Here is a 20,751-nt window from a genome sequence, read left to right as displayed (position 1 = left end):
TCGTGTTCGCTCGCTTCGTCCGGCCCCTACGGGCCTCCCTTCAGCCTCCGCTCCACTCGGCTTTGAGGCGCCCTCACGGCCCGATGGCCTCGGCTCGACTCGCAGTAATTCAAGCTCATCACATCGCTGGCACGGTTTTCTTGCTTGGCGTTTTTCTGTGACCGTGTTGGCAAAGAGGAAGATCTTGCAGTGCTGCCATTTTCGGGTGCCCTGCCCCCCCGAAAATGGCGATCGGTCCGGGCATGCGGCGGGGTGGCGTGGTGCCAGTTTGGAAGATCTGCTTGGCTAGAGTTGGTGCATGCGACGCTGATGCGCAGTTCATCTCTAGGTATAACGAAATCGTAGCTCGAGAGATCTTCTGTTCATCTCCGATGCCAAAACCTTCGCATGCAGATCACGAACGCTATTCATTGGCGCGCCCGTAGGCGCCAATGAATAGCAGCCCCGCAAGATCTTCATCCTTGCAAACGCCAGTTCCTACGAAGCCTACGAAGACCAGTCGTGCCAGCGACGGAGGGAATCAGAGATTCTGCGAGTCGAGGCGGGGCAGTGACCGTGTTGGCGCGCCTCGGAGTCGAGCGAGGGAAACCGAAGGAGCGTAGCGACGAGGTTGACAAAGCGGTGTCGGCCGCGCAGGCGGCCGACCGACTCCGTGAAGCGCCAACACGGTCACTGCCCCGCCTCGACGTCCAATAGAACTCATAATCCCATCCACCCCGCCCCGATACCCACTAGAACACCCTGGCTCATACCCCCCGCTACTGCCGGGCCATCCGCACATCTCGAGGTGCAGACTCCCCCGTATTACTCCGCCACGGATTGATATCCAGCCCCCCACGCCGCGTATAGCGCGCATACACCGTCAGCTGCTCGGGCCGGCAAGTAGCCATGATGTCGGTGAAAATCCGTTCCACACAATGTTCGTGAAACTCCGCATGATTGCGAAACGACACGATATAGCGCAGTAGCGCGGCGCGATCCAGCGGCTGGCCGCGGTAGCGGATTTGTACACTGGCCCAATCGGGTTGCCCGGTGACAGGGCAGTTGGACTTCAACAGGCGCGAGGTCAATGTTTCAGACACTGCAGGGCCGTCGGCACAGCGCAAGAGCGCAGCATCAGGCGTATAGGTTTCAATCTCGATATCCAGAGCATCCAGATTCTCGCCCTCGAGTTCGCTGATAGTCAGCGCGGCGAAGCGTTCGGGCAGGATCAAGTCCACACCAACCTCGCCGCCCGCCGCGACAGACAGATCGTGCACCAGGTGGTCACGCAATTGCTGTGCGCTATCCAGGCGAGTTTGATTGAACGAATTCAAATACAGCTTGAACGACTTGGACTCGATGATGTTCGGGCTGTCGGCGGGCACGGTGAACGTGGCCATCCCGATCTGGGGCTTGCCCTTGCGATCCAGCCACGAGAGCTCATAGGCATTCCAGATATCCACGCCAGCAAAAGGCAGCGTTGCGGCCAGATTCAGGCTGGCGCGATTGTGCGCGCGCGCAATAGGAAAGAGCAGGCTGGCGTCGTATTGCGACGGGTAGTCGACATGGTGGCCCAGCGGGGCATTGGCTAAAGACATGGAGCAGCAATCAAAGGCAACGTCGGGGACAACGTTCGGAACCTGCATTTTAGGCCCTCCGGAAGGTCTGATTTTTCATATTGTGAAAAGCGTTCTTCGCCATATGAAAGTAGCTGCTGCACAGCAGCGAGGTCGCATTTCATAGACGGCAAAGTCGTTTCATAATATAAAAACAAACTTTTAAGTCGCTGATTTTAAAGAATAATATTTTTAGTCTTGTATAAGATGCAAACTCGCCTTGCTCCGCAACATAGGCATAGACTTTTATCCAACGCGGCGCGGAATGATCAGACGCAATACCGACGGCGTCACTCCGGTTCAGATCATCCGGTTTGTTGCTCAGGCAACGCAAATGTCCGCCACTGAATTCGAGTTTTTCTCTGTGTTTCTTCTCTTTGTGTCTTTTGTTTTTTCAGGAGCATGTCATGAGCAATCGCGAAACCGAAATCCGTAATCTGCAGAAAGACTGGGCGGAAAACACCCGGTGGCAGGGCATCAAGCGCAGCTATAGCGCCGAGGATGTCATCCGTCTGCGCGGCTCTGTGCCGGTGGCGCATACGCTGGCCCATCGCGGTGCGACCCGTTTGTGGGAGCTCCTGCATAGCGAGCCCTTTGTGAACTCGCTGGGTGCAATGACGGGTAACCAAGCCATGCAACAGGTGAAGGCTGGTCTGAAGGCCATCTATCTGTCAGGCTGGCAGGTCGCGGGTGACGCGAACTTGGCCGGTGAGATGTATCCCGATCAATCGCTGTATCCCGTCAACTCGGTGCCGCAGGTGGTTCGCCGTATCAACAACGCCTTGTCACGTTGCGATCAGATCCAATGGATGGAAGGCAAGAACCCCGGCGACGAGGGCTACATCGATTATTTCGCTCCTATCGTGGCCGATGCCGAGGCGGGGTTTGGTGGCGTGCTCAACGCATTTGAACTGATGAAAGCCATGATCGACGCGGGCGCTGCTGGCGTGCACTTCGAGGATCAATTGGCATCGGTGAAGAAATGTGGCCACATGGGCGGCAAGGTTCTGGTGCCCACCCGTGAGGCCGTGTCCAAATTGGTGTCGGCCCGTCTGGCTGCCGACGTCATGGGCACGCCGACTGTGGTCCTGGCCCGTACGGATGCGGACGCTGCGGATCTGGTGACGAGCGATGTGGACGAAAACGATCGTCCCTTCATCACCGGTGAGCGCACGGTGGAGGGCTTTTTCCGCACCAAGGCGGGTATCGATCAGGCCATCTCGCGCGGTCTGGCCTATGCGCCTTACGCAGATTTGATCTGGTGCGAAACCTCGACGCCCAATCTGGAATATGCCCGTAAATTTGCCGAGGCCGTGCATCGTCAATTCCCGGGCAAGCTGTTGGCCTATAACTGCTCGCCATCGTTCAACTGGAAAAAGAACCTGGACGACGCAACGGTGGCCAAGTTCCAGCGCGAGCTCGGCGCCATGGGCTACAAGTTCCAGTTCATCACGTTGGCCGGTTTCCACGCCCTGAATTACGGCATGTTCGAGTTGGCACATGGCTATGCCCGACGCCAGATGAGCGCCTTTGTAGAGCTGCAGCAAAAGGAATTTGCCGCTGCCGATCTGGGCTTTACCGCCGTCAAGCACCAACGCGAAGTCGGCACGGGCTATTTCGATGCAGTCACGCAAACCATCGAGAGCGGCAAGTCGTCCACCACGGCCTTGACCGGCTCGACCGAAGAGGCGCAGTTCCATCATGACGAACCCGTGGCGCAAGTGCGTGCGGCTTGATCGGATACGGATCGTTTGAGTTTTAGTTTGCTGTAGTAGGGTGGTTAGGGATGCCTGCGGGCATCCCGTTTTTTTGCCGTCGGGCTGTTTTTTTAGTGTTTAATCCCATGCTCGCGTGCTGCTTTTGATGAGCAGCGTTGCTGGATGCTGCTCATTGTGAGCGTGGTATGCCCGGGAGTATGGAATGAGAATAAGCAGTGCGGTGCTGTCGGCAATGACGCTATTGACGGCGGCCAGCGTGCAGGCCGATGCCTTGGATGCGTTCTACACCAATCCGGTTTATCGCGCTGGCGCCAGCACATCCTCTTGCGAGACGTTTCCGCGAGGCATTCCGCAGCGCTTGAATGGTACGGACACGCGTGCGCATGCCAAGATAATCTTGAACGGCGGCGGCGCGATCGTGGTGACTCAAGGCGCGGATGGTGTTCCCCGCAGTCACTATTTCTACTTGAAGAAAGCCAGTTGCGATTGGCTCGAATTGCAGGTGAAAGAGGACAGCGATCCTGATGCTTTCGCCGCCGCGCTCGCCGCGAAATACGATACGCGCATTCATTTTCAGAGCAGCCGCGCCGAGCAGGTGGTGCGTGATTACCGCGTCGATTGCGCCCCTGTGAGAGCGCAGCGCTATCTGCCGCTCATCAATGTGCTGTACTACAGCTTGTCCACCATGAGCCGACCGGATCTCTGGCTGGAACTGAATATCGAAGACCACGATGGCGAGATTCAATTCGTCAACGTAATCCGCAACGCAAAGCGGCCGCAGGGCGAGCGCGTCGAGTTGCAGCGGTCGAGTTTGCGCATCGACAAGGCCGGCCAGATGTCGCGGCCCAACAATGCCACGCAGAATATATTCGACCAACTGTGTGCAGGGTTTGACGGGCCGTACTGGCGCAACAAAAGCCCTTGAACGTCAGCCTCTGATGCTCAGACCCGTGCGTCGCGCATGCGCTGCCTTGGCACCTGACCGTAACGCTTGCACCAAACGGTTCTCTTGATCCGATTGCCGGCAGACGAAGGACATCTGTCTCGCCGGCCCCTGTTTGCCCAAAGACAATACTCGCACGGGATGTACTGCATATACCTGCGGTCCGGGGTCCGGCAGAACAGACACTCCCAAACCCTCGGACACCAGGGCGGTCAACGCGGCCAGGGACTGCAGCTCCAGCCGGCAGCGCGCGTGAGGAGCGTGCTGGGCGACATAGCGCGCTGCCAACCCACCGCCGATCGTGGTTTTGTCAAAGCGGATCCATTCGTGCTGATGCAGCAGCTCGCTCAAGGTCTCTTCGGTGGAGTCTGGCGGAGCAATGGCGACCAAGGGCTCTCGGAATAACGGTGTCCAGGCCAGGCGGCGCGAGCCGCCCGATTCGGGTTGGGTCACGACCGCGGCATCCAACTCGCCGGTCTTGAGTTTTTCTACCAGCTCCACGCCCCGCCCGCGCACCAGACGCACATCCAGTTGGGGATAATGCTCTCGCACCCACCGCAGCATCGGAGGCAGCAGCGTGACCTGCAACGGCTCGATGATGCCCAATCGTACGGTGCCCGATACGGTGGGCGAACTGCGGCGGCGCAGCGCATCCAGCTTGGCGAACGTTTCGCGCAATACCTCGTCGACCTCTTCGGCAAAAGCATTGGGCCGTGCCTGCAGGGCAGAGCGGTCAAACAGCGGCTGGCCAAAATATTCCTCCATCTGCTTCATCTGCAGGCTGACTGCGCTGGGCGACAGGTTCATATCCGCCGCTGCAGCCGCAAAACTGCCGCCGCGCAGCACGGCGCCCAGTGTGCGAAAGGCCTCGATCTTCATGAGAAAAACTCACTTAGCGGATTAATATTCCTCACTTTATATCATCAGTCGGCTGTCCTAGTATGTGGAGCTGGACTCACTAGGATGATCACAATGAGAAGCAAACTTTTCGTCCCGGCCTCGCGGCCCGAGTTGTACGCCAAAGCCTTGGCGGGGCAGGCGGATTCCTTGTCGTTTGACCTGGAGGACTCGGTCGCGGCCGATCGCAAAGATGAGGCGCGCCAGCAATTGGCGCAATGGCTCGCCTCGCCGGAGGCGCAGGTCACCGAAAAAACGCTGATCGTGCGGGTCAATGCCATGGATACGCCGTACTTCCTGGCCGACGTGCAGGCTGTGGCGCGCCCCGGACTGCATATGCTGAACTTGCCCAAGGCCGAAGAAGTCGAGCAAATCCGCGAAGCCGCACGTGTGCTGGCCGAGGCCGAAAGCGCCAATGGGGTGACACAGCCGATCCGTCTGCTGCTCAATATCGAATCGCCGCGCGCGTTGCGTTGCGCAGCCGATCTGGCCGCTGCCGATCCGCGCGTGGCGGGGTTGCAACTGGGTTTGGGTGATCTGTTCGAGCCGCTGGGGATTGCGCGGCGCGAGCCCAGCGCGGTCAAGCAGGCCATGTTTACATTGCGGCTCGCCGCTGGCGAGGCGGGCGTGTTTGCCTATGACTCGGCCTTTGCCGACATTCGCGATACCGAGGGTTTTCAGGCCGAGGCCGAGTTGGCGCGTCGTTTGGGATTCTTGGGTAAAAGCTGCATCCATCCCAGTCAGGTCGCCTTGGCGAACGCGGCGTTTCGCCCCAGCGACGAGGAAATCGCTCATGCCGTACGTGTAGTCGAGGCCGCGCGCGATGCGGATGCGCGAGGCGTCGGCGCCTATGTGGTCGATGGAAAAATGATCGATCCGCCCTTCGTGCGACGTGCCGAGGCGATTGTGGAAACGGCAAAGCGTTCTGGCTTGCTGCCGTCGTGAAGCGGGCTGACGACATGGTATTTACAGCCTTGCGCTGCACCCCTTTCCTTCTCGGTATGGACACCGACACTTCCCGGAACACTCGATGACTTTATCTACCCCTGATTCCGCGACGCCACAGGGCCAAGGCCCATTGCATGGTGTTCGCGTACTCGACCTCAGCGCCTATATCGCGGGCCCCTATGGCTGCTCGCTGCTGGCTGACCAAGGCGCCGACGTCGTCAAGATCGAACCTCCCGTCGGCGACAACCTGCGCAAATATCCGTCATCCCTCGAATCCGAGAGCCGAGCATTTCTAGGCGTCAATCGCAGCAAACGGGGCCTGGCGCTGGACCTGAAACAGCCCGAGGCCCAGCAAGTGCTGCGCGATCTGGCCAGCCGCGCGGATGTTCTCGTGCATAACTTTCGTCCCAGCGTGCCGGCTCGATTGGGCATTGCATATGAACAGTTACAGGAAATCAACCCGCGCCTGATCTATTGCGCGGTGACGGGCTATGGAGATACCGGCCCATTGAAAGACAAAGCTGGCTACGATCAGGTCCTGCAGACCATGACAGGCATGTGCGCGATGCAAGGCAAGGCCGACGGTCCGCCCGAGATCCTGTATGGCTCCGTTGTGGATTACTACGCGGCAGCGCTGGTGGCCTCCGGCGTGTCGTCCGCGCTGTACGAACGTGAGCGCAGCGGACGTGGGCAGTACGTGGGCGTGTCGTTGTTGCGCAGTGCCTTGACCATGCAGTCCGCTCGCATGATCTGGGCAGAAGGCGAGCCGCGCGAGGTCGGGCGCGACATGCGCTCGGGCGGCATCACAGGTCTGCATCCTACACGCGAGGGCTATCTGTATATCTCCGCGAACACGCCGCATTTCTGGACAGCATTGTGCGCGAAAACCGGTCTGGACGAATTGGCGGCGAACCCGCGCTATGACTCGGTGCGTAAACGCGCCGAGCATCGCGACGAGATCGTGCCGCGTCTGCACGAGGCCTTGCAGGCGCGCAGTGCGTTCGAGTGGGAAGCCCTGTTCGGCGAAGAGGTGCCATGCGCCGCTGCCCGCACTATCGAAGACATGTTCGATTTCCCGCAGGTGCAGGCCGAGGGCATGGTGGCGAATTACGAGCATCCGGTGGTAGGGAATTACCGCGGATTTGCGAATCCGATCAAGTATGGCCGCACGCCGGGGCCAGCACCGTTTGCGGCACCTGCCTTTAGTCAACATGCCGACGATGTGTTGGCGGAGTTGGAGCTATCGTCCGAACAGATTGCCGCATTGAAAGCGCAACGGGCTGTGCTCTGAGGAGGTGGTGATCGCGGCGAGGGGACGCTTCACCCCCGTCGCGGCGGGGCGGCACGCTTCCTTGGCTATCGCGGCATGACAGGGCGACGACGGTACTTTTGCGCCCCGGCAGGCCGTAGTGAGCCACGCTATCCTTGCTCGATAGCGAGCGATTAGTCAGCCTGACGGAATAATGTTCCCATTTTTATGGAACGACGCGCAGAAATTGAACACGTAAAATGACCGGGTCAAACGCCATATAGAGGTCCGCGTGCAACCCGTCATTTCCGTACAAGGCCTATCCAAGACCTACGCGTCAGGGCATCAGGCCTTGAAAAACATCAACCTGGACATCCAGCGGGGCGAGATATTCGCCCTGTTGGGGCCCAATGGCGCGGGCAAGACCACGCTGATCAGCATCCTATGCGGCATCGTGACGCCGGGGCAGGGGCGTGTGCTGGCCGATGGCCACGACATTGTGACCGACTATCGTGCGGCGCGTGCGCGCATCGGGCTCGTACCGCAGGAAATTTCGACTGACGCGTTTGAAAACGTCTGGAATACGGTGACCTTCAGCCGTGGCCTGTTCGGCAAGCCGGCGAATCCCGACTATATCGAGAAGATCCTGCGCGATCTTTCTCTGTGGGAAAAAAAGGATACGCGCATCATGGCGCTGTCAGGCGGCATGAAGCGTCGCGTGATGATCGCCAAAGCGCTGTCGCACGAGCCCGATATCCTGTTTTTGGATGAGCCGACGGCCGGTGTCGACGTGGAATTGCGCCGAGGCATGTGGGACATGGTGCGACGCCTGCGAGAGAGCGGCGTCACCATCATCCTGACCACGCACTACATTGAAGAAGCCCAGGAAATGGCCGACCGCGTCGGCGTGATCCGCAAAGGCGAGATCATCGTGGTCGAGGAAACTCAAAAGCTGATGAAAAAACTGGGCAAGCGGCAATTGACCTTGACGCTGAAAAACGCGTTACCGTCCGTTCCCGCGGCACTCGCGGCCTACGGCCTGGATCTCATCGGCGATGGCTATCAACTGGTCTATACCTACGACAATCAGCACGAAGGCGGAGAGATCGCCCGTTTGCTGCGCCAATTGGATGAGTCCGGAATCGAGTTTACCGATCTGAGTTCATCCGAAAGCTCTCTGGAAGACATCTTTGTGAGCTTGGTGAACGCTTGATGTCGGTGTTTTTCTCGCCGCCCATGAACGCCGAGGTTATTCGAGGTAAACAATGAATTTCTACGCTATTCGAGCCATCTATTTATTTGAAATGGCCCGCGCGCGCCGCACTCTGATGCAGAGTGTGGCATCGCCTGTGGTATCCACCGCGCTGTACTTCGTCGTGTTCGGCTCGGCGATCGGCTCGCATATGGTCGAGATCGAGGGTGTCAGCTATGGGGCGTTTATCGTGCCGGGCATGATCATGCTGTCGCTGCTGACGCAGAGCGTGGCCAATGCCTCGTTCGGTATTTATATGCCGCGCTTTTCCGGCACGATCTATGAAATCCATTCTGCGCCGATTTCCTACATCGAGATCGTGATCGGATACGTGGGCGCGGCCGCGAGCAAATCTGTCATTTTGGGACTGATCACGCTGGCGGTCGCGCGTTTGTTTGTCGAGTTCCATATCCAGCATCCATTCTGGATGATAGGGTTTCTGATCCTGACATCGGTGACCTTCAGCTTGTTTGGTTTCATCATCGGCATCTGGGCCGACGGCTTTGAAAAGCTGCAGATCATTCCGCTGATGATCATCACGCCGCTGACGTTCCTGGGCGGCACGTTTTATTCCATCAACATGCTGCCGCCTATCTGGCAGACTTTGAGCCTGTTCAATCCCGTCGTTTATCTCGTCAGCGGTTTCCGCTGGAGTTTTTACGGCGTATCGGATGTCAGCGTTGCCATCAGTCTGGGGATGACGGTGGTGTTCCTGATCGTCTGTTTGATCGCGGTGCGATGGATATTCCTGACGGGGTATCGTTTGAAAACGTAATTCACAGGAGGCGGCACATCATGGGTTGGGACAAGGTTCAAGCATTGGTGTTTGACGTTTTTGGTACGGTGGTGGATTGGCGCAATGGCGTGGCGCGCGAGGCCGGACCGTTTTTAGCGAAGTATGGGCGTGGGGACGTACAACCCCTCGCGTTGGCAGACGCATGGCGTCGCCAATACTCGCCCTCCATGGAGGCCGTGCGCAGCGGTCAGCGGCCGTTTGTACGCCTGGATGTGTTGCATCGCGAGAATCTGGAAAAGGCGCTGCGCGAATTGGGTGTGAACCCTGACGAGATTCCGCCCGCAGAGTTGGACGCGTTGAATCTCGCCTGGCATCGCCTGGATCCGTGGCCCGATTCGGTGGCGGGCCTGACGCGCCTGAAAACGCGCTACATCATTGCACCGCTATCGAACGGCAATATCCGGCTGATGCTGGATATGGCGAAACGCGCCGGCCTGCCATGGGATGCGATTCTGGGCGCAGAGGTCGCGCAGGCCTACAAGCCTACGCCTGAAGCCTACCTGCGCACCGCCGATGTGTTGGGTCTGGCGCCCGACCAGATGTGCCTGGTCGCCGCGCACAACAACGATCTTGCCGCGGCGCGTCAGTGCGGTTTGAAAACGGCATTCGTGCGTCGTCCGACCGAGCATGGGCCGGATCAGAAGACGGATCTGGCGGCCGAGCAGGACTGGGATGCGGTGGCTGACGATTTCGGACAGCTGGCCGATCGATTGTTGGCCTGAGCTCTAGGTCTGAACTTTGCGTTGCGGGGAGCTGGGGGCGGAGTTCTATTGGACGTCGAGGCGGGGCAGTGACCGTGTTGGCGCTTCACGGAGTCGGTCTGCCGCCTGCGCGGCCGACACCGCTTTGTCAACCTCGTCGCTACGCTCCTTCGGTTTCCCTCGCTCGCCTCCGAGGCGCGCCAACACGGTCACTGCCCCGCCTCGACTCGCAGAATCTCTGATTCCCTCCGTCGCTGGCACGACTGGTCTTCGTAGGCTTCGTAGGAACTGGCGTTTGCAAGGATGAAGATCTTGCGGGGCTGCTATTCATTGGCGCCTACGGGCGCGCCAATGAATAGCGTTCGTGATCTGCATGCGAAGGTTTTGGCATCGGAGATGAACAGAAGATCTCTCGAGCTACGATTTCGTTATACCTAGAGATGAACTGCGCATCAGCGTCGCATGCATCATCTCTAACCAAGCAGATCTTCCAACTTGGCACCCTCCCACCCCGCCGCATGCCCGGACCGATCGCTATTCGCGCGTGTGCAGGGCACGCGCGAATAGCAGCCCTGCAAGATCTTTCTCTTTGCCAACAGGGCTACAAAAAAACGCCAAGCAAGAAAGTCGAGCCAGCGGTGTGTTGAGCTTGAGTGACTGCGAGTCGAGCCGAGGCCATCGGGCCGTGAGGGCGCCTCAAAGCCGAGTGGAGCGGAGGCTGAAGGGAGGCCCGAAGGGGCCGGACGAAGCGAGCGAACACGGTGTCCGGCGCCCGCGCGCCGGACCGGCTTTGTGAAGCCCTCACGGCCCGATGGCCTCGGCTCGACGTCCAATAAGCACACCGACCTCACACAACCCAAACCTCTGACGATCTAAGCCGAGCGGCACCCGGTATCAGCACGATAACCGGACGCTGCTCTCCCGATCGATTTACGGCGCAGGATTAGGATGCTGCACGTGAATCGCGTCGATGGCTTTGAGGATATCGTCGGACAGCGTCACATCGACGCTGTCGATGTTTTCCTTGAGCTGCTCCAACGTCGTCGCGCCGATCAAGTTGCTGGCGACAGAACGTTGCTGATTCACCCAGGCCAGCGCCAGATGCGTGGGCGATAGGCCGTGGTCACGCGCCAGTTTCACGTATTGCTCGGTCGCTGCTTCGGTCTGCGGATTGCTGTAGCGCGTAAAACGCGTGAACAGCGTGAGCCGGGCGCCTTCGGGGCGAGCGCCGTTCAAGTATTTGCCCGAGAGCACGCCCATCGCCAACGGTGAATAGGCCAGCAGGCTGACTTGTTCGAGGTGACTGAATTCGGACAGGCCTGTTTCGTAGGTGCGATTCAGCAGGCTGTACGGGTTCTGGATCGTGGCGATGCGGGGCAAGCCCTGGTTCTCGGAATGCTTTAGAAACTGTGCGACGCCCCACGGCGTTTCGTTTGATACGCCGATGTGACGGACTTTGCCCGCGCGCACGAAATCCTGCAGGACCTCTAGTGTTTCTTGGACCGGCACGGTGTAATCGTCGTCGATCCACGGATAGTCGCGGCCGAACGTCGCCGTGGTGCGATCGGGCCAGTGCAGTTGATACAGATCCAGATAGTCCGTCTGCAGGCGTTTCAGGCTGGCGTCCAGGGCCTCGGTCAGGTTCTTGCGATCCAGGTTGGTCTTGCCGTTGCGAATGTGTCCCGGGCGTTTCGGATCACGGACCGGGCCGGCTGCCTTGCTGGCCAGCACAATGTCCTGGCGGCGTTTCGTTTTGGCCAGCCAGGTGCCGATATAAGTTTCAGTCCGGCCCTGGGTTTCGGGCTTGGGCGGTACGGGATACATCTCGGCGGTGTCGACGAGCGTGACGCCGCGAGAGAGGGCGTAGTCCAGTTGCTCGTGCGCTTCGGCTTCGCTGTTCTGCTCGCCCCAGGTCATCGTGCCCAGGCCAATCAGACTGACTTCGGTATCGGTGCGGCCAAGTTTGCGGTATTTCAAGAGAGGGCTCCGAGTGAGGAAGGGAAACGCGTCGATGTTACTCCTCGGAGCTGAATGAGTGATTAAATAGGAGAGCATGAGCAAATGCCCTCCGGCAGGGGAAACGCGCCAGCGTGACGGAGAGCCCCTTGCATCGATCGATGCGCATCGCCGCGATTGCCGGCCAGCATACTTCAGGAGTATTAATGAAACCTCGCGTGAGTTTTATCACTTTGGGCGTGGACGATCTGGATCGTGCGATACAGTTTTATCGCGATGGTCTGGGACTCGAGACGCCGGGCATTATCGGCACGGAATTCGAACACGGCGCCGTCGCGTTTTTTGATATGCAGCCCGGTCTGAAGTTGGCGCTATGGCCTCGTGCCAGCCTGGCGCACGACACGCAGGTGCCACAGGGGCCTCGCAGCGCGACAGAGTTTTCGTTGGCCCATAACGTTGCCAACAAGGCAGAAGTCGACCAGGTCATGCAGCAAGCTCGCGAGGCGGGCGCTCAGATCGTCAAGGCCGCCGGCGATACCTTCTGGGGCGGATATGCAGGGTATTTTCAAGACCCGGATGGCCATCTGTGGGAAGTCGTCTGGAATCCGGAGTTCCTGCCGCAGGACTGAGCCTGTTTGCTGCTATAACTGCTCCACTAGCAACCCGCAGGAGCATGGCTATGTGCCGCTGGATGGCGTATTCCGGTGATCCCTTGCAACTGGATCTGGTGATTTTCAAGGCGCAGCATTCGCTGATCGACCAGAGTCTGCACTCGCGTCTAGGGGCGACCACGACGAATGGAGACGGCTTTGGCGTGGGTTGGTATGGTCCGGACCCGAACGAGGCTCCGTTTCGCTATCGCAGTATTCATCCCGCCTGGAACGATCGCAATCTGCGAGAGGCTGCGCGCGCGATCAGGGCACCATTATTTGTCGCGCATATTCGTGCCGCGACAGATACACCCGCACAAGAAACCAACTGCCATCCGTTTCGTCATGACCGCTGGTTGTTTGTGCACAATGGATCGATCCGGGATTATCCCTTGCTGCGGCGCGAACTGCTGATGCAGGTGGATCCGCGCTATTTCCTCTCGTTGGAGGGATCGACGGATTCCGAGGTCATGTTCTTGCTGGCGCTGACGTTCGGTCTGGAAACCGACCCGCTGCCTGCGTTGGAGCGTATGGCCGCCACGGTGGAGGACGCGGGCCACCGGCACGGTGTGGAGCATCCTTTGAATATGACCATCTGCGCGCTGGATGGAGAGCGCCTGATCGCCGTGCGCTATTCGAGCGAGGCCAACTCGCGCACCTTGTTTCACAACAACGATGTGCGTCATCTGAAACAGCTGTATCCCGACGAGCCTCGCATTGCTGCACTCGGAGACGACACCTATATGCTGCTATCCGAGCCGTTGACTGAACTGCCCGGCGTCTGGCAAGAAGTCCCCGAGGCCACAGCAATCATCGCGCACAAAGGGGACGTACAGTATTTCCCCTTTGTGCCGGGAGGCCTGTAGGCGGCGAACCATCGAATCAGACCGGAACCTGATTCTTGTTCATTTCGGAAAACGCTGCGCGCATTGCCTCCTGGATCTGTTCCGGCGTCAGATCCTGTTTATGTGTCGCCATCGACCAGCGGTGTCCGACGGGATCCGTCAGCTGTCCGTAACGGTCTCCCCAGAACATATCCATCGCCGGCATGGTGATCTTTGCGCCGGCGGCCTCGGCTTGCGCCATGGCGGCATCGACGTCTTCGACGTAGATATGCAGATATACCGGCGAGTCCTTCAGCCCTTTGGGGCTCATGGCGCCGCATTCGGAAAACGCGTCGGCCAGCATGATTTTGGAGTCTCCGATTTGTATCATCGCGTGCATGATTCTGCCGTCAGGGCCCGGCAGGCGGGCAAGTTCGACCGCATTGAAAGCCTTGACGTAAAAGGCGATGGCTTCGGCTGCCCCCTCGCAAATCAGGTGAGGGGTCACGGTATGCATGTCTTCGGGTATGGGCTTGACAGTGGCCATGGCGGGCTCCTGAAAGGTGCCCCTGCCGGATTGGCAGGGTTCTATCCCTACGACGAATGATAGACATCCAGATCGACAAACGAAGTGACTTTTTTTATCCGATTGCCGCTGGCGGGGCCGAAAGGGGGCGGGTGGCCTATAACACCCGGATGTATCCCCGGGCGCCAAAGCCACGGCTTGAGAGATGGCGTGAGCGTCCGGTTAATCGACACTGGCGCCTGATTTTTTGACCACCTCCGCCCAGCGCGGGATTTCCGCCGCCATCAGATCGCGCAGGGCTTCCGGGCTGCTGCCTACCAATTCCATCCCCATGGTTTTACCCAGTTTTTCCTGGACATCGGGTTCTTTCAGGATGGTGGCGATTTCCTGGGACAGGCGGTCGACGATCGGCTTGGGCGTGCCTTTGGGGGCGTACACCGCCTGCCATGACGCCATCTGGAATCCTTTTACGCCGGCTTCTTCCATGGTGGGCGTATCGGGGGCCAGCGCGATGCGTTTTGGCGTTGTCACGGCCAGCAGTTTGAGCTTGCCGTTCTGCAGCAAGGGCAGGGCGGCCGTCATCTGGTCGAACATGAAAGTCACCGCGCCCGCGGATACATCCACCATGGCAGGCGGGGTACCCTTATAGGGCACATGGGTGAGCGGCACGCCAATCGTGTCTGCGAACAGTTCGCCGGCCAGATGGGTCGACGTGCCTTGTCCGGACGAGGCAAAGGTCCGCTTGGTCGGATCGCGTTTGAGCAGTGCGATCAGATCCGCGACGGAATTCACGCCCAGATTGGGATCCACCAGCAACACGTTGGGCAACGTGGCGACCAGCGATACCGGCTCAAAGTCTTTGACCGGGTCGTAGCGCAGATTTTTGTACAGGCTGGCGTTGATGGCGTGGGTGCTGATGGTGCCGCCAAACAGGGTGTAGCCGTCGGGCGTGGCCTTGGCTACGTAGCTCGCGCCGATGCCGCCTGCCGCGCCGGGCTTGTTTTCCACGACCACGTTCTGTTTCAAGCGCTCGGCGAGCTTCTGCGCCAACAGGCGGCCCACCACATCGGTGGAGCCGCCCACGGTAAAGGGTACGACATACGAAATCGGTTTCTCGGTCGGCCAGTCCGCGGCTTGCGCGGGCAGACCGCAAGTCGCCAGGGCAGCAGCGGACAGTGTTAACACCAGATGACGGCGTCGGGTGAGGTTCATGGTTGTCTCCGTATGGTTTTATAGGACGAGCGTGGGTGCCGTCGAGGAAATGACAGGCACTGGCCGAGTGATCGGCGGGGATACTGCGTGCTTACTAGGTCAATGCTGCTGCTTGTCGCTGCCTGTGCCGGGTCTCTTGGGAATGGGGGACGGCGTGGCGTGAGGCTTTTATTGTTACTGCTGCGGGCAGGGCATTGACGGGCCTTGCTGCGGCCTGCCGGTCGTCATCGCAATTCAACAATCAGCAGGCCGACGACGGGTTTCAGCGCCCGTTTTTCGCGCGCCAGGCGGCGAATTGTTCGCGAGTTTGCGGATCGGTGGGCGGGTACAGGCCCAGGATGCTGCGGCCGCCTTGGACTTCGCTGGTGACGAAATCTTCGAACGCCGTCATTTCGTGGGCTTCCTTAGCGATGTCGTCGGCAATGTCCGCGGGGATGATGACCACGCCTTCGCCGTCACCGACCACGATGTCGCCAGGGAACACGGCTACGTCGCCGCAGCCGATGGGCACATTAATGTCCAGGGCTTGGTGCAGCGTCAGGTTCGTCGGGGCAGATGGGCGGTTGTGATAGGCGGGGATCTCCAGATTGGCGATCTCGGGCGAATCGCGGAAACCGCCATCGGTAACTACTCCCGCTACGCCGCGTTTCATGAGGCGCGTCACCAGGATAGAGCCTGCCGAGGCGGCGCGCGCGTCTTTGCGGCTATCGATCACCATCACCGCACCCGCGGGGCAGGTTTCCACGGCCACGCGTTGCGGATGGCCGCGGTCTTCAAACACTTTGATGGTGTTCAGGTCTTCGCGCGCAGGGATGTAGCGCAGCGTGAAGGCCGGGCCGACCATGTTGGGCAGCTTGGGGTTCAGCGGACGCACGTCCTGGATGAATTGATTGCGCAGGCCACGCTTGAAAAGCGCGGTGCACAAGGTGGCGGTGCTGACGCCCTGCAGGATGCTGCGGGTGGTATCGGATAGGGTGGTCATTGATGTCTCTAAAGTTATCAGGTCAGGCTTATAAGGTCGGGCGCGAGAGCTGTGAGGCCGTTGCGATGGATCCAACCGACCTCAACAGCTGGCGCGGGCAAAATCAGAAAATACTGGGCTCGGGCACCGGTTCGCCAAAGCTCGTTTCCAGGAAATCAAAATCGCAGCCTTCATTGGCCTGCAGGATGTGTTTGGAATACATCCAGCCGTAGCCACGCTCGTAACGCTTGGGCGGAGGCGTCCAGGCTGCGCGGCGCGCTGCCATTTCCTCATCGCTGATGTTCAGATGAATCGTGCGGTTCGGCACGTCCACCGTGATCAGGTCGCCCGTGCGTACCAGGGCCAAGGGACCGCCGATGTAGGATTCCGGCGCCGCATGCAGAATACACGCGCCATAGCTGGTGCCGCTCATGCGGGCATCGGACAGACGCAGCATGTCGCGCACGCCCTGTTTGACGAGCTTGGTCGGGATCGGCAGCATGCCCCATTCCGGCATGCCCGGGCCGCCTTGCGGGCCGGCATTGCGCAGGATCATGATGTGATCGGCGGTGACGTCCAGGTTCTCGTCGTCCACGGCGGCCTTCATGCTGGGGTAGTCGTCGAACACCAATGCCGGGCCGGTATGCTGCAGGAATTGCGGGGCGCAGGCGCTGGGCTTGATCACGCAGCCGTCGGGGGCCAGGTTGCCTTTGAGGACGGCGAGCGCGCCTTCGTCATAGATGGCGTTATCCAGTGGACGAATCACGTCGTCGTTATAGACGCCGGCACCCTCCAGGTTTTCACCGAGCGTCCGCCCAGAGACCGTCATCGCGGACAGGTCCAGGTGGTCTTTCGCCAGCCGCGTCATCAGGCCGGGCAGGCCGCCCGCGTAGTAGAAGTCTTCCATCAAATATTTGTCGCCGCTGGGACGGATGTTGGCGATCACCGGGACCTTGCGGCTGGCGGCGTCAAAATCGTCCAGACCGACGGCGCAACCCGCACGGCGCGACATGGCGACCAAGTGCACGATCGCGTTGGTCGAGCAGCCCATGGCCATGGCCACGTTGATGGCGTTCTTGAACGAGGCCACCGAGAGGATTTTCTGCGGCGTCTGGTCTTCCCACACCATTTCCACCACGCGGCGGCCGCATTCGGCCGACATACGCATGTGGTTCACGTCGGCGGCGGGGATCGACGAGGCGCCCGGCAAGGTCATTCCGATCGCTTCGGCAATCGCCGTCATCGTGCTGGCCGTGCCCATCGTCATGCAGGTCCCGTAGCTGCGCGCGATACCGCCTTCGACTTCGGTCCAGTCCTCCTTGGTGATGTTGCCGGCACGGCGCTCGTCCCACAGTTTCCAGGCGTCGGAGCCGGAACCCAGGATCTTGCCTTTCCAGTTGCCGCGCAGCATCGGGCCGGCAGGCAGATAGACACAGGGTAGGTTGGCGCTGAACGCGCCCATCAGCAGACCAGGGGTGGATTTATCACAGCCGCCCATCAGCACGGCGCCGTCTACCGGATGGCTGCGCAGCAGTTCTTCGGTTTCCATCGCCAGGAAATTGCGATACAGCATGGTGGTCGGCTTGACGAACGATTCCGATACGGAAATCGCCGGCAGTTCGACCGGGAAACCGCCCGCCTGGAAAATGCCGCGCTTGACGTCGTCGACGCGCTGCTTGAAATGGCTGTGACAGGGGTTCAGGTCCGACCAGGTATTGATGATGGCGATGATCGGACGGCCGGCCCAGTCCTGCGGGCCATAGCCCATTTGCATCATGCGCGAGCGATGGCCAAACGAGCGCAGATCGTCGTGCGCCATCCAGCGCGCACTGCGCAGGTCTTCGTAAGAGCGGGTCATGAGTTAGGTCTCCCTTGCTGTTTTGGCGATTAAAACACTAATATATTAGTGCGTCAATGAATCAACCGACCGGTACAATCCGGCCATCTTTCCTTTTTTCGCCTATGACCCGATCGTCAACGCTGCCCATCGATCTGCGCCTGGACCGTTCCCGCCATGCGGCGCCGCAGGTGTTCGAAAAGCTGCGCGAACTCATTGTGTCGATGGAGTTAAAGCCGGGCGCGCCGCTGGCGCGCGTCGAGCTGGCCGAGGCATTCGGGTTGAGCCAGACGCCGATTCGCGATGCGCTCAGTCAATTGCGCGATGAAGGGCTGGTGGACATTTATCCGCAGCACACAACGGCTGTCAGCCGTATCGATATCGCTGCTGCTCGGCAGGCGCATTTTTTACGGCTGTCCCTCGAGCTGGAAATCGTGCGCGTACTCGCGACACGCGAGGATCCTGCGTTGATTGACCGACTACAGGCACACATCGACGTCCAGCATGCCAATCGTGTCGCTGAGCGCTATCCCGCTTTCATGGCCGCGGACCAGGCGTTTCACCAGGATATGCACCAGGCCGCCGGCGTAGGGGCATTGTGGGAACTGGAGCAACGCTATAGCGGCCACGTCGATCGCCTGCGCCGCCTGCATCTACCCGAAGCCGGCAAAGCCGATCGCATCCTGCGCGATCATCAACGCATATTGGATGCCATTGCCCACCAGGATGTCACTGGCGCACAGGCGGCATTGCGCGAGCATCTGTCAGGCACGCTGAGTCAGATCGAGGATATCTGCGCACGCTATCCGGATTATGTGACGGTGAGGTAGCGGCCGTGGGCTGCGGCGCGATCACGACGCTGTCAGTCTGATTTTCTAGTGTTTGGCAGCCCGTTGCCACATTTGTGATGGAGTGTTGCTTTGCCAACAGTACCGCTGTTGGCGTAATTGACAACATTTTCGGTTGTTGGCTTGATTGACAACAAGGCATCACAACTTATCATTGATTTCAAGTCTGTGGATGATGATGGGGCTATCATTCAAATCGTAGTGTGGCAGGTACCTCGTCCTGTCGCGCCCTGTCTGCATACAGTCAAGTACAGGCTCGTTTACATCGCCAATAATGAACGCGTCGTTGGATTTGATAATGAGCGCGGTAAGGGTGACCATTGCCACTTATGCGGCCGAGAAATTCCTTATGATTTTGTGAGTATTGATCAGTTGGTCGAGGATTTTCTTGCACATGTCGAACGCTACAAGAATGAGAGGCACCATGGGTCGTAAACTAACTATCACTATCGACTCGGATTGGAAGGCCGCATTGCGCGGCGCTGCGGCCCAGGCCAAGGCTGGGCTCCGGGAAAAGCGTTATCAGGGTGAGGTGTTGAACTTTGAGAGCGCGGGTGCGTTCTTTTCTCATTTAACAGAGAGACGGTGGGCATTGATTACGGAGTTGCTGGGTGAGGGAGTGGTCGGTGTACGTGAGTTGGCTCGCCGTCTAGGGCGAGACGTGAAGCGTGTGCATGAGGATGCAAGTGCTCTTGTAGCGCTTGGATTGTTAGAACGTACGGAGCTAGGGGCTTTGTTTTGTCCTTACGTTGATATTCATGTGGATATGCATTTAATGCGGCGGGCAGCGTAATCCTGCTTGATGCTGTGTCGCTGTTATGGTCTAAATCTATCCATTCTGTGTCTGTCTCGGCGTAGCCCGCTCCCATATACTGTCTCGCATCAATCACACGAGAAATTGCATGCGCTACCGTTACGTTACCGCCGATGTTTTTACCAGCCAGGCTTATTGCGGCAATCCTTTGGCCGTTGTGTTGGACGCCGAGGGCCTGAGTACCGAGCAAATGCAGATCATCGCTCGGGAATTCAATTATTCAGAAACCAGTTTTGTCCTGCCGCCAAAGGATCCTGCGAATACGGCTTGGGTCAGGATTTTCACGCCTGATCGAGAAATGCCGTTTGCTGGGCATCCGAACATTGGCACAGCGGTGGTCCTGGCTCGCGAGCTGGCTATCGCCGGCCGTGTTGTGCCGGATGAATTCGTGTTTGAGGAAATCGCAGGGCTGGTGCGGATTTCGCTCGCGCGCGGCGAGCAGGGTATCGATGGTGCGGAGCTGTTGGCGCCACAACCTTTATCGCTGGGCAGCAAGGTGCCGGTCGAATCTGTAGCACGTGCGTTGAGGCTGAATGTCTCAGATATCGAGGTGTCCGAGCACGTTCCTCAGGTGGCATCGGTGGGAGCGCCTTTTTTGATTGCTCAGCTTGCCAGCCGTGATGCGTTGCGCCGCATCGTGCCGGATGCGAACGAGTATGCGGCCTTGTTGCCCTTGGATGGCGCGAAATCCATCTATGCCTACACGACGGACACTGCTGCAGATACGATTGATAGCCCCACAGATATACAGGCGCGTATGTTCACGGGCCGCATGACGGAAGACCCCGCCACGGGCAGCGCGACCGTCGCGGCAACGGCATTGCGGGCGTCATTGCGTGGCGACGGCACATTGCGGTTGCGCGTGGGGCAAGGGGTGGATATGGGACGCGCGAGTTTATTGCTCGCGCGTGCTGAGCACCGCCCTGATGGTATATGGGCGAATGTTGCGGGGCAGGCGGTGGTGGTGATGGAGGGCAGCTTGCTCCCTCCATTGGCCCGATAAGGTATCTGCCTGTCCGGC

At 59.3% G+C, this 20,751-nt stretch carries 19 protein-coding genes and 1 pseudogene; 13 read left to right on the top strand and 7 right to left on the bottom strand.

The genetic code is table 11. The features are described 5' to 3' along the window. Positions 1-758 precede the first annotated feature (758 nt). Positions 759-1,580, bottom strand: a complete 822-nt coding sequence (queF, locus tag CAL20_RS17895) for an NADPH-dependent 7-cyano-7-deazaguanine reductase QueF (protein ID WP_094838611.1) — start codon at positions 1,578-1,580, stop codon at positions 759-761. 425 nt (positions 1,581-2,005) lie between these two features. On the opposite strand from queF, the gene aceA reads away from it, so the two are divergent. Next, positions 2,006-3,334 carry an isocitrate lyase gene (gene aceA, locus CAL20_RS17890; RefSeq protein ID WP_094822252.1) on the top strand — a complete coding sequence of 443 codons (1,329 nt, stop codon included), beginning with the start codon at positions 2,006-2,008 and terminating at the stop codon, positions 3,332-3,334. A 184-nt stretch (positions 3,335-3,518) separates the two neighbouring features. Beyond that, positions 3,519-4,241, top strand: coding sequence for a hypothetical protein (locus tag CAL20_RS17885; protein WP_143277082.1), 723 nt, complete (start codon positions 3,519-3,521; stop codon positions 4,239-4,241). A gap of 3 nt (positions 4,242-4,244) precedes the next feature. Here CAL20_RS17885 and CAL20_RS17880 read toward each other — a convergent pair whose 3' ends face one another. After that, the gene (locus CAL20_RS17880; RefSeq protein ID WP_094822250.1) at positions 4,245-5,138 is read right to left on the bottom strand and encodes a LysR family transcriptional regulator; all 894 of its coding nucleotides are present in this window, start codon (positions 5,136-5,138) and stop codon (positions 4,245-4,247) included. Positions 5,139-5,231: 93 nt separating this feature from the next. Here CAL20_RS17880 and CAL20_RS17875 point away from each other — a divergent pair, with 93 nt between their 5' ends. The 5 genes and pseudogenes from CAL20_RS17875 to CAL20_RS17855 form a co-directional block, all read left to right on the top strand. Further along, positions 5,232-6,101, top strand: coding sequence for an HpcH/HpaI aldolase/citrate lyase family protein (locus tag CAL20_RS17875; RefSeq protein WP_094822249.1), 870 nt, complete (start codon positions 5,232-5,234; stop codon positions 6,099-6,101). Between the two features lie 85 nt (positions 6,102-6,186). Further along, complete coding sequence (locus tag CAL20_RS17870) at positions 6,187-7,395, top strand: CaiB/BaiF CoA transferase family protein (protein ID WP_094822248.1); 1,209 nt, start codon at positions 6,187-6,189, stop codon at positions 7,393-7,395. Positions 7,396-7,645: 250 nt separating this feature from the next. Then, positions 7,646-8,566 carry an ABC transporter ATP-binding protein gene (locus tag CAL20_RS17865; RefSeq protein WP_094838547.1) on the top strand — a complete coding sequence of 307 codons (921 nt, stop codon included), beginning with the start codon at positions 7,646-7,648 and terminating at the stop codon, positions 8,564-8,566. 52 nt (positions 8,567-8,618) lie between these two features. Beyond that, positions 8,619-9,380: an ABC transporter permease gene (locus CAL20_RS17860; RefSeq protein WP_094822246.1), complete on the top strand. Its 762-nt coding sequence runs from the start codon at positions 8,619-8,621 to the stop codon at positions 9,378-9,380. A gap of 35 nt (positions 9,381-9,415) precedes the next feature. Then, positions 9,416-10,123: pseudogene (locus CAL20_RS17855) on the top strand (haloacid dehalogenase type II); the annotation flags it as partial. Positions 10,124-11,032: 909 nt separating this feature from the next. Here the strand turns inward: CAL20_RS17855 and CAL20_RS17850 are convergent. Continuing rightward, positions 11,033-12,079, bottom strand: coding sequence for an NADP(H)-dependent aldo-keto reductase (locus CAL20_RS17850; RefSeq protein ID WP_094838545.1), 1,047 nt, complete (start codon positions 12,077-12,079; stop codon positions 11,033-11,035). A gap of 185 nt (positions 12,080-12,264) precedes the next feature. Between CAL20_RS17850 and CAL20_RS17845 the strand changes: the two genes are divergently transcribed. Both CAL20_RS17845 and CAL20_RS17840 read left to right on the top strand, forming a co-directional pair. Next, positions 12,265-12,687, top strand: coding sequence for a VOC family protein (locus CAL20_RS17845; protein ID WP_094822243.1), 423 nt, complete (start codon positions 12,265-12,267; stop codon positions 12,685-12,687). 50 nt (positions 12,688-12,737) lie between these two features. Further along, positions 12,738-13,574, top strand: a complete 837-nt coding sequence (locus CAL20_RS17840; RefSeq protein WP_094838544.1) for a class II glutamine amidotransferase — start codon at positions 12,738-12,740, stop codon at positions 13,572-13,574. A gap of 16 nt (positions 13,575-13,590) precedes the next feature. Here CAL20_RS17840 and CAL20_RS17835 read toward each other — a convergent pair whose 3' ends face one another. From CAL20_RS17835 to araD, 4 genes are all read right to left on the bottom strand, one after another. Beyond that, positions 13,591-14,079, bottom strand: coding sequence for a VOC family protein (locus CAL20_RS17835; RefSeq protein ID WP_094822241.1), 489 nt, complete (start codon positions 14,077-14,079; stop codon positions 13,591-13,593). Positions 14,080-14,280: 201 nt separating this feature from the next. Further along, on the bottom strand, positions 14,281-15,270 hold the full coding sequence (locus CAL20_RS17830; protein WP_094822240.1) for a Bug family tripartite tricarboxylate transporter substrate binding protein: 990 nt from the start codon (positions 15,268-15,270) through the stop codon (positions 14,281-14,283). A gap of 262 nt (positions 15,271-15,532) precedes the next feature. After that, positions 15,533-16,252, bottom strand: a complete 720-nt coding sequence (locus CAL20_RS17825) for a ribonuclease activity regulator RraA (protein WP_094822239.1) — start codon at positions 16,250-16,252, stop codon at positions 15,533-15,535. Between the two features lie 103 nt (positions 16,253-16,355). Continuing rightward, a complete protein-coding gene (araD, locus tag CAL20_RS17820; RefSeq protein ID WP_094838543.1) occupies positions 16,356-18,089 on the bottom strand; it encodes an L-arabinonate dehydratase in 1,734 nt (577 codons plus the stop codon). 104 nt (positions 18,090-18,193) lie between these two features. Here araD and CAL20_RS17815 point away from each other — a divergent pair, with 104 nt between their 5' ends. From CAL20_RS17815 to CAL20_RS17800, 4 genes are all read left to right on the top strand, one after another. Continuing rightward, positions 18,194-18,898: a GntR family transcriptional regulator gene (locus tag CAL20_RS17815; RefSeq protein ID WP_094838610.1), complete on the top strand. Its 705-nt coding sequence runs from the start codon at positions 18,194-18,196 to the stop codon at positions 18,896-18,898. Positions 18,899-19,084: 186 nt separating this feature from the next. Further along, positions 19,085-19,351 (top strand): toxin-antitoxin system TumE family protein, encoded by a 267-nt coding sequence (locus CAL20_RS25790; RefSeq protein WP_256981618.1) that lies wholly within the window; start codon positions 19,085-19,087, stop codon positions 19,349-19,351. Beyond that, positions 19,341-19,709, top strand: coding sequence for an HVO_A0114 family putative DNA-binding protein (locus tag CAL20_RS17805; protein ID WP_094822236.1), 369 nt, complete (start codon positions 19,341-19,343; stop codon positions 19,707-19,709). The genes CAL20_RS25790 and CAL20_RS17805 overlap by 11 nt, the downstream gene beginning before the upstream one ends. A 109-nt stretch (positions 19,710-19,818) precedes the next feature. Further along, positions 19,819-20,733, top strand: a complete 915-nt coding sequence (locus CAL20_RS17800) for a PhzF family phenazine biosynthesis protein (protein ID WP_094838542.1) — start codon at positions 19,819-19,821, stop codon at positions 20,731-20,733. Positions 20,734-20,751 lie beyond the last annotated feature (18 nt).

This window comes from Bordetella genomosp. 4, from assembly GCF_002261185.1.
In the GTDB taxonomy this organism is placed as follows: Bacteria; Pseudomonadota; Gammaproteobacteria; order Burkholderiales; family Burkholderiaceae_B; genus Bordetella_A.
Note: the sequence above shows the minus strand (reverse complement) of the source record. Positions and strands in the feature narration are given on the sequence as shown.

Coding starts and splice junctions, on each gene's coding strand:
- CAL20_RS17830 (WP_094822240.1), bottom strand. CDS start 15,270: ATGAACCTCACCCGACGCCGTCATCTGGTGTTAACACTGTCCGCTGCT.
- araD (WP_094838543.1), bottom strand. CDS start 18,089: ATGACCCGCTCTTACGAAGACCTGCGCAGTGCGCGCTGGATGGCGCAC.
- CAL20_RS17835 (WP_094822241.1), bottom strand. CDS start 14,079: ATGGCCACTGTCAAGCCCATACCCGAAGACATGCATACCGTGACCCCT.
- CAL20_RS17825 (WP_094822239.1), bottom strand. CDS start 16,252: ATGACCACCCTATCCGATACCACCCGCAGCATCCTGCAGGGCGTCAGC.
- CAL20_RS17880 (WP_094822250.1), bottom strand. CDS start 5,138: ATGAAGATCGAGGCCTTTCGCACACTGGGCGCCGTGCTGCGCGGCGGC.
- CAL20_RS17840 (WP_094838544.1), top strand. CDS start 12,738: ATGTGCCGCTGGATGGCGTATTCCGGTGATCCCTTGCAACTGGATCTG.
- CAL20_RS17885 (WP_143277082.1), top strand. CDS start 3,519: ATGAGAATAAGCAGTGCGGTGCTGTCGGCAATGACGCTATTGACGGCG.
- CAL20_RS17815 (WP_094838610.1), top strand. CDS start 18,194: ATGACCCGATCGTCAACGCTGCCCATCGATCTGCGCCTGGACCGTTCC.
- CAL20_RS17805 (WP_094822236.1), top strand. CDS start 19,341: ATGGGTCGTAAACTAACTATCACTATCGACTCGGATTGGAAGGCCGCA.
- CAL20_RS17860 (WP_094822246.1), top strand. CDS start 8,619: ATGAATTTCTACGCTATTCGAGCCATCTATTTATTTGAAATGGCCCGC.
- aceA (WP_094822252.1), top strand. CDS start 2,006: ATGAGCAATCGCGAAACCGAAATCCGTAATCTGCAGAAAGACTGGGCG.
- CAL20_RS17870 (WP_094822248.1), top strand. CDS start 6,187: ATGACTTTATCTACCCCTGATTCCGCGACGCCACAGGGCCAAGGCCCA.
- CAL20_RS17875 (WP_094822249.1), top strand. CDS start 5,232: ATGAGAAGCAAACTTTTCGTCCCGGCCTCGCGGCCCGAGTTGTACGCC.
- queF (WP_094838611.1), bottom strand. CDS start 1,580: ATGTCTTTAGCCAATGCCCCGCTGGGCCACCATGTCGACTACCCGTCG.
- CAL20_RS17845 (WP_094822243.1), top strand. CDS start 12,265: ATGAAACCTCGCGTGAGTTTTATCACTTTGGGCGTGGACGATCTGGAT.
- CAL20_RS17800 (WP_094838542.1), top strand. CDS start 19,819: ATGCGCTACCGTTACGTTACCGCCGATGTTTTTACCAGCCAGGCTTAT.